The following is a 6,255-nucleotide window of genomic DNA, read 5'->3' as shown; positions in this document are numbered from 1 at the left end:
AACGCGAGGCCCTGCGGGACATGTATCCCCCCTCCAAACCCCGGAAGCCCATCAAAAAGCTCTAAACCCTACATGATAAACGCCTCCCCCCGGAAGATTTTCGCCGGGGAGGACCATTGGGCTGCGGGCCACGGGTCAAGGAAAAGCCTTTTATAGCTCAGCGTGGTCCATGATGCACAAGGGGGTTTTAGAATATGTACAAATATGCCATTGCCCGCCAATTGGCGACCAAACGCGTTATTACCAATCGAGGGGATGAAGTAGGGCGTCTCTCCGATCTGCTCGTGGACGAAGGAACGGGGAATATTGAGGCCTTAATCGTCGAAGTGGATGCCGAATCCAGGGTCATCAAGAAAGCCAACCTGCAGGACCGGATTATTCAAGTCCCGTATGCGGCCGTCACGGCGGTCTCCGATGTATTCATCGTGGACGAGCGCGAAATAACCAGTATGGGCGAATAACACCATGGGGACCCACTCCCCTGAGGGCCCATTACTCCTTTTCCACTTCCAATTCGATCGTTCCGGCCGCCACATCCACTTTAGTCACTTCCCCAACGATCTTCTTCAATTCAAAGAGGGCGTGCGCATCCGACACGTTTAACGCGCGTCCCCGCCGCACCGCCTCGAGCAATTCCTCCACCATTTCGAAATGAGAGTAGACCCATTCCCCACTGACTTGTAAAGATGCCGCTTCCGTTTCCCACGCCTTCATCATCGCCACCTGCCGCGCGTGGTTCACCTCCAAGGCCTTCCGTGCCTGATCTGTCGTTGACAATGGGGCAGCCTCCGGAGTGGTTTCAACCAAAATGGCATCCAGTCGGGAAAACAACGCCTCTTGATCTAATCCTTCTTTTACGGTGTCGTCCACACGCAGAACTAGTACGACATTCTTCTTTTCACTCTTAATTATTTCAAATTGGGGCACGAGTGATGCAACCAACTCTTTCAAAGTATGCCTAACCAAATCCCATGTCGCCGCATCCATTGTCCACGGGGCATCCTTTTCCACGCGTACTCGCTCGCACACATATTCCACCCACTCTCGAGGAACCCCCATTCGTGTCACCCACCACGCGCCCCATGTTCCCTCAAAAGGAGTATTGTCCCCCGTTGCGGGTAATGCTTCCCAATCGGGGGGGCCTGGGGGAAACACATAAGGGTGGTTTCGTTTCATCGTGCGGGTACGCCATTCTTTGGCATGGAGCACCGCGCCAATCGTCCCATTGGATGTTACCCACACCAGATTTCCCTTTCCGAACAATTCGATGACTAATGACCCTTCCTCGCATTCCAGGACGAGCACGCGGTCCATCCCATGCTGCCTTACTCCAATGATTCGGGCATTCGCCAACCCTGTCTTGGTGGCATTCACGAATCCTGGCTGTTTTTCTTCGGGCGTCCATTTCCGGAGGGTTTGGGTAATGACCCCAGGCAGTCGAATAGCCCATTCAATATTCCCATTTTTGGTGTGCATCCGCAGAACAAAGGTGTCTGTTCCCACCCCCCGGAGTTGCTGCACATATCCCCCCTCTAAAATAGAATGCCAATACTGTGCTAATTGACGCAAGGCCGTCCCATGCACTTCCCATTCCATTAATCTCACAACTCCTTTCTCTTTATCTATATGTCACCCACCCCGTCAGATGAACTGTTCGTACATCTGCGCGTTAAACCGATACAAGGCCCGCTTGATTCGTTGGCCATTGAAATGATACCGCTTGAACACATGGGATTTTTCGCCATGATACTTGAAAAAATTATGTCCCGTGCAGGGGTCCAGGAGCAGTGTCTTCCCATTCACCGTTGTCAAAACCACCGCGTGCGTCGTCAGATTCTCTAATTCCATAAGCACGACCATGGCATTCTCGTCCCCCAACGCATGTAACACCGTGCATACGAGCACGGCCAAATCTTCATCATCGGCCACTTTGTTGGCCAGTATTTCATGGGGCTTCAGCCAGAAATTGATAGTCAAGTCATTAGGAACATACTTGATTTCTTGGGTGATGTGCTCGAACACCTGCTGGGCCGTGAAAAGATAATCCCGCTCAAACGTATATGGGGTGGGTTTGAATTCCTGGAGCAACCCTTGCACCCCCGGGTCCATGGGGTCGACGAGCGCCTTGATCTCCCCTACCGTGCGCTGCTCGTTCTGGTTGATGATTCCCGCGTATTTCTCAAGGAGAACACGGTAGAACCTTTCTTTCGTCTCGGTCATGCCTCCCCCACTCCCCTATCCTTGCCCCCACTCGCCTATACATAAGTCATTCTGGCTTTAAACGCGCCTATCCCCCAATATAAACCACCCATTTCCCGCCCTTTACCCTCTTTTCCGCGGAGGGGTTTTTTATTGGCGGTTTCGATGGGAGGATTCATGGCATCTTCCCGAGGACAAGTGGGTTTCGAATACCTCATTTTCACTACCTTCCTCCTGATCGTCGTGGTTATCCTTTTTGCGTATGCTTTCACCATCTATTCCCAATCCATCCAACTTGTCCAAACGCAGGCCGCGGTGGACTCCCTCTCCTCGGCGGTGGACTTCGTCTATGCCAAAGGGCCGGGCAACTCCATTCTTTTGAACATCACCCTTCCTCAAGGCCTGTCGGAATTGCGAGTGGACCAAAACTATGTGATCGCCACCCTCCACCAAGGGGGAAGCCCCACTCATGTGTTTGCATTCACCAAGGCCCATATCGATTCCCGATTCCTATTCTTCGAACAAGGGCCCTATACTTTGCGCGTGACGATGGGGGATGTAAACGTACACGTGGTGAACATATGACTCCCGTTCAATCCGGCCAGGTCAGCATGGAAGTGCTTTCCTCCATCCTCTTCCTCCTGATGCTCTTCGTCGTGGCGCTCCTCCTCATCGAACAAAACAAACAATCCTCCGCCCGGCTTCAACAGAATGTGGGGGAGGAGGAGGTGTGCATCCAGCTTTCTTCCATTATCACATACATGAGTTCCAACCCCCCCTACACCGAGACTAAATTCGAACTGTTGCAGGACGCGAACATCACCAACAATTTTGTCCTGGTGGGAGACGCGTTGTGCCCCGTATTAGGGAGTGTGTCCAATGTGCAACTCTACCGGGGCATTGTGAAAGCATTCGACCTGAATGGCACGGTCATCTTCACGAATGATACGAATTACAACCCATTCACCCCCCCCAATGACCCAAGTGGGGGTGGGGATGTGAGCAATGGGATATTTCTCCTCATCGATGACCAGAATCAGACGTGGAGGGTGGAGGTAGGGGCCGATGACGCGCTGTATGCGATCTCCGACGACAACCCCAACGAGAACCCGGATTGGGTGGAGTTCCGGTTCAACAATTTAGGGCTCACCAGCGCCAACATCATCAACTCCGTATTCGTGCACATCAAGCACTTCGAATCCTACCACGTGGGATTGAACGGGCCTCAGAACATGGTGCAATGCTGGGACAACACTCAATGGGTGGATATCGAGCCCTACACCCCTTATTTTTCGGAAACCTATTATTCATCTCCCGATTTGAGCTGGTGCATCACGGACTACAACCAAGCTAACAATGCCCGTATCCGCATGACGTATGAGCCCGCGGGGGTGGGGCAAACCATTTCCATCGACTATGGGTTCATCGACGTCAACTTCACCCAGCAAGGATATCTCATTGACTTATGGGAACACGGGAATGATCTCCCCCAACCATTGGATTTCTCCACGGATGTCAACAGCGTCGCCAACACCTTTGGAATTGATTTCAATATAGGGAATGATGGGTGGGACTGGGATAAGCTAACCTATGGGGGTACCATCCCCGCGGGGGTGCAGTTCAATGCCGATCCCAATTATGACAAGAACACCTCGGATTCCCAAGTCCCCCTCACTCAAAGTCTGGACCTCCGCATGGGGGGGCCGGGGATCGTGCCTAATTCTCCTATCAACCCGGATGATAATGCCACCATTGGCATGGTCACCTCCGGGGCTTTTGGAATACAATTCGACGTGAACGCGGATATGTATTCCCTCCTCACAGCTGGAAAGAAACTCCGGTTCAGCTTCCTTTATTCCATTGACCCCGATCCCACGGGAAGCAATGCTTTGGACAATGGAGAGGAATCCTGGGTCAAGCTCCGGTTCCACGACCAGAACACCATTACGTTTTTGGGAAGCGACCTCGACATTGGTGCGGTGGATGCCGATCCCACCCCCGAGATTTGGTTTAAAGAAAACCCCTCGGCGGACACCCGATTTCATGTCCAAAATCTCACGTCTTTGGTCACGGGACCAGGGACCTATTACATTGATTTGGGTGGGGGCTTGGGCGACTGGGATACTCCTCGAGAGGGCGTCATTATTAGTTTTGATAACCTCAACCTGGTGGTGATCTGAGATGGCCGCCCCTGAGCTTATTCCCTTCCGCTTCGAATGGAAATGGTTAGTGGGGCCCATTGTCCTTATCCTCGTGGCGGGCGCCCTCATCTTATTATTTCCTGACCCTCTGCCCCCCGCTCCAGGGGACACCACCCCCCACGTCAATCCGGACGTCATCCCCGGGTTAAGTGTATCAGCGGCCAAAGCCCTGGCTAATGACCAATGTTCCCTCTCATTCGATTGCACTCACCTTGACTGCCTCGAGAAAATAGTGGTGCAGGTGGACTCGGCCAGTCACACAATCGACGCCATCCTGCGCACCCCCGCTCCTAAAGAGTTCCGCGATCATTTGCGCCAGGCCATCAAGCGGGGGGTAACCGTTCGATTGATCTTAGACCCCACCCTCAACCCCCAATTCTTCCTCGAAGGGGCGCACATTCGTATTAAGTCCGTGACCAAATTTGTGGCCACTAATTTCCTCCTCATTGATGGGGAATCGGTGATATTCGGCACTGACCCCCGACTGTATGCGCAAGCCCCCGATGTCATTGAGGTGGCCTGTGAAGAACACATCGTGTCCGTGTACCGGGTGCTATTCGACCGCGTCTGGGGGAACGAATCCGCGGCCTTCACCCCCGAAACTGATACCGAGGAAGCTATCGGGGATGATGCGCTCCTCTCCGACGATGACGAAGGAGGGGTCTGCACACAGGAAACATGCGGCCCCGACACATTCACTTGCGTCGATACGACCAAAGTATGGCAAGCGTATTCCTGCGACGGTACCTCGTGCGTCTACCAAATCATCCCCCTCTATTACAGCGCCGACTGCGGGTATGACAACCCCGGCTTCGGTCCGGATGGAAATCCATTAGTCATCATCTCGGAGGTGGAGTTCGACGAAGGAAGTATCGCCAAGGAATTCCTTGAATTCCTCGCCCTCCAATCATTGGAACTATCCCATTTCACCCTGCTCCGGGATGATGTGCCCCTCATCACGTTTCCCGAACCCTATATCCTCCATGGGGCCGCGCGGGTTCACACCGGACAGGGAACCAATACCCCTACCACCATCTATTTGGACCTTAACCAGACGTTATGGAATATTCCCGGCACTAAAGCCACGCTCATCAACCCCTTTGGGAAAATAGTGGCGGAACAGGTGTTCACATGAATTCATTACCAATCGCCCCCGCTCCCCCCAAAGCGCAGGTAAGCATGCCCGACGTATTATTCGCCACCGGATTATTCCTGGTCATTGTGGTGGGCCTTTTGGGCTACATGAATGACGTCCAATCCCAGACCCAACAATCCATCGCCCGGAAAGGGCTGGATGTGGTGGCCGCCAACATCGCTGAGTTCATCATCAAGAATCCCGGGGATCCATCCAATTGGGAGGACATTTCAGACTTGAACCAGGTGAAGGCGTTCGGCCTCGCCCAGAAAGACCGGGTTCTGGATCCCGATAAAGTAGTGGCATTCGTGAACCTGGGGAATCTGGACTACGCGTTCACTAAAACCAGGCTGTCAGTCAACCCATTCGAATTCTACATCACATTCTCAGGAGGCCCATTCCTCGCCACTGGACAAGCTCCTCCCTCCTCCGCCCATCGAAGCGTGGTGCAGCGCCTCGCCACCCTCAATGGAAAAGAAACCCTGGTGGAGGTCACCGTATATGCGACCTAACCCCCAGGGATTTGCGTTCAGCGCGGACGTGGTGTTAGCCCTCATCCTCGTGGTGGGGGTATTAGTATTCAGCTCCCTCCCCACGCAACCCGCGACCCTCTTTGAAGAAAGGCGCATTACTGATCAGTATGTTGATGATTTATTTGTGGCGTTGGACCATTCGGGGTTTATCAGCCAGGAATTGGATGTGAATGGGTCCTCCCAATCC

9 protein-coding genes are annotated in these 6,255 nt (G+C 53.3%); 6 read left to right on the top strand and 3 right to left on the bottom strand.

Going from position 1 to position 6,255, the window contains the following annotated elements; translation table 11 throughout:
• Positions 1 to 194 precede the first annotated feature (194 nt).
• Positions 195 to 461: a PRC-barrel domain-containing protein gene (locus Q8P05_02880; GenBank protein ID MDP2666418.1), complete on the top strand. Its 267-nt coding sequence runs from the start codon at positions 195 to 197 to the stop codon at positions 459 to 461.
• 31 nt (positions 462 to 492) lie between these two features.
• Here Q8P05_02880 and Q8P05_02875 read toward each other — a convergent pair whose 3' ends face one another.
• From Q8P05_02875 to Q8P05_02865, 3 genes are read right to left on the bottom strand one after another with little or no spacing between them, the layout of a single operon-like run.
• Positions 493 to 1,596 carry an NFACT family protein gene (locus Q8P05_02875; protein ID MDP2666417.1) on the bottom strand — a complete coding sequence of 368 codons (1,104 nt, stop codon included), beginning with the start codon at positions 1,594 to 1,596 and terminating at the stop codon, positions 493 to 495.
• Positions 1,597 to 1,641: 45 nt separating this feature from the next.
• Positions 1,642 to 2,220, bottom strand: coding sequence for a transglutaminase-like domain-containing protein (locus tag Q8P05_02870; GenBank protein MDP2666416.1), 579 nt, complete (start codon positions 2,218 to 2,220; stop codon positions 1,642 to 1,644).
• A gap of 35 nt (positions 2,221 to 2,255) precedes the next feature.
• On the bottom strand, positions 2,256 to 2,378 hold the full coding sequence (locus Q8P05_02865) for a hypothetical protein (GenBank protein ID MDP2666415.1): 123 nt from the start codon (positions 2,376 to 2,378) through the stop codon (positions 2,256 to 2,258).
• Between Q8P05_02865 and Q8P05_02860 the strand changes: the two genes are divergently transcribed.
• The 5 genes from Q8P05_02860 to Q8P05_02840 all read left to right on the top strand — a co-directional run.
• Positions 2,377 to 2,784 carry a hypothetical protein gene (locus Q8P05_02860; protein MDP2666414.1) on the top strand — a complete coding sequence of 136 codons (408 nt, stop codon included), beginning with the start codon at positions 2,377 to 2,379 and terminating at the stop codon, positions 2,782 to 2,784. The genes Q8P05_02865 and Q8P05_02860 overlap by 2 nt on opposite strands.
• The gene (locus Q8P05_02855; protein ID MDP2666413.1) at positions 2,781 to 4,379 is read left to right on the top strand and encodes a hypothetical protein; all 1,599 of its coding nucleotides are present in this window, start codon (positions 2,781 to 2,783) and stop codon (positions 4,377 to 4,379) included. Before Q8P05_02860 ends, Q8P05_02855 begins: the two co-directional genes overlap by 4 nt.
• 1 nt (position 4,380) lies before the next feature.
• Entirely contained in the window at positions 4,381 to 5,535 is a 1,155-nt protein-coding gene (locus tag Q8P05_02850) for a hypothetical protein (GenBank protein ID MDP2666412.1), read from the top strand.
• Complete coding sequence (locus Q8P05_02845) at positions 5,532 to 6,047, top strand: hypothetical protein (protein ID MDP2666411.1); 516 nt, start codon at positions 5,532 to 5,534, stop codon at positions 6,045 to 6,047. The genes Q8P05_02850 and Q8P05_02845 overlap by 4 nt, the downstream gene beginning before the upstream one ends.
• A partial coding sequence (locus Q8P05_02840; GenBank protein ID MDP2666410.1) for a hypothetical protein occupies positions 6,037 to 6,255 on the top strand: 219 nt, incomplete at its 3' end. The genes Q8P05_02845 and Q8P05_02840, both read left to right, overlap by 11 nt.

The organism is Candidatus Diapherotrites archaeon, from assembly GCA_030688545.1.
Classification (GTDB): Archaea; Iainarchaeota; Iainarchaeia; order Iainarchaeales; family VGJJ01; genus VGJJ01.
This window is presented reverse-complemented; position numbering and strand designations above follow the sequence as displayed.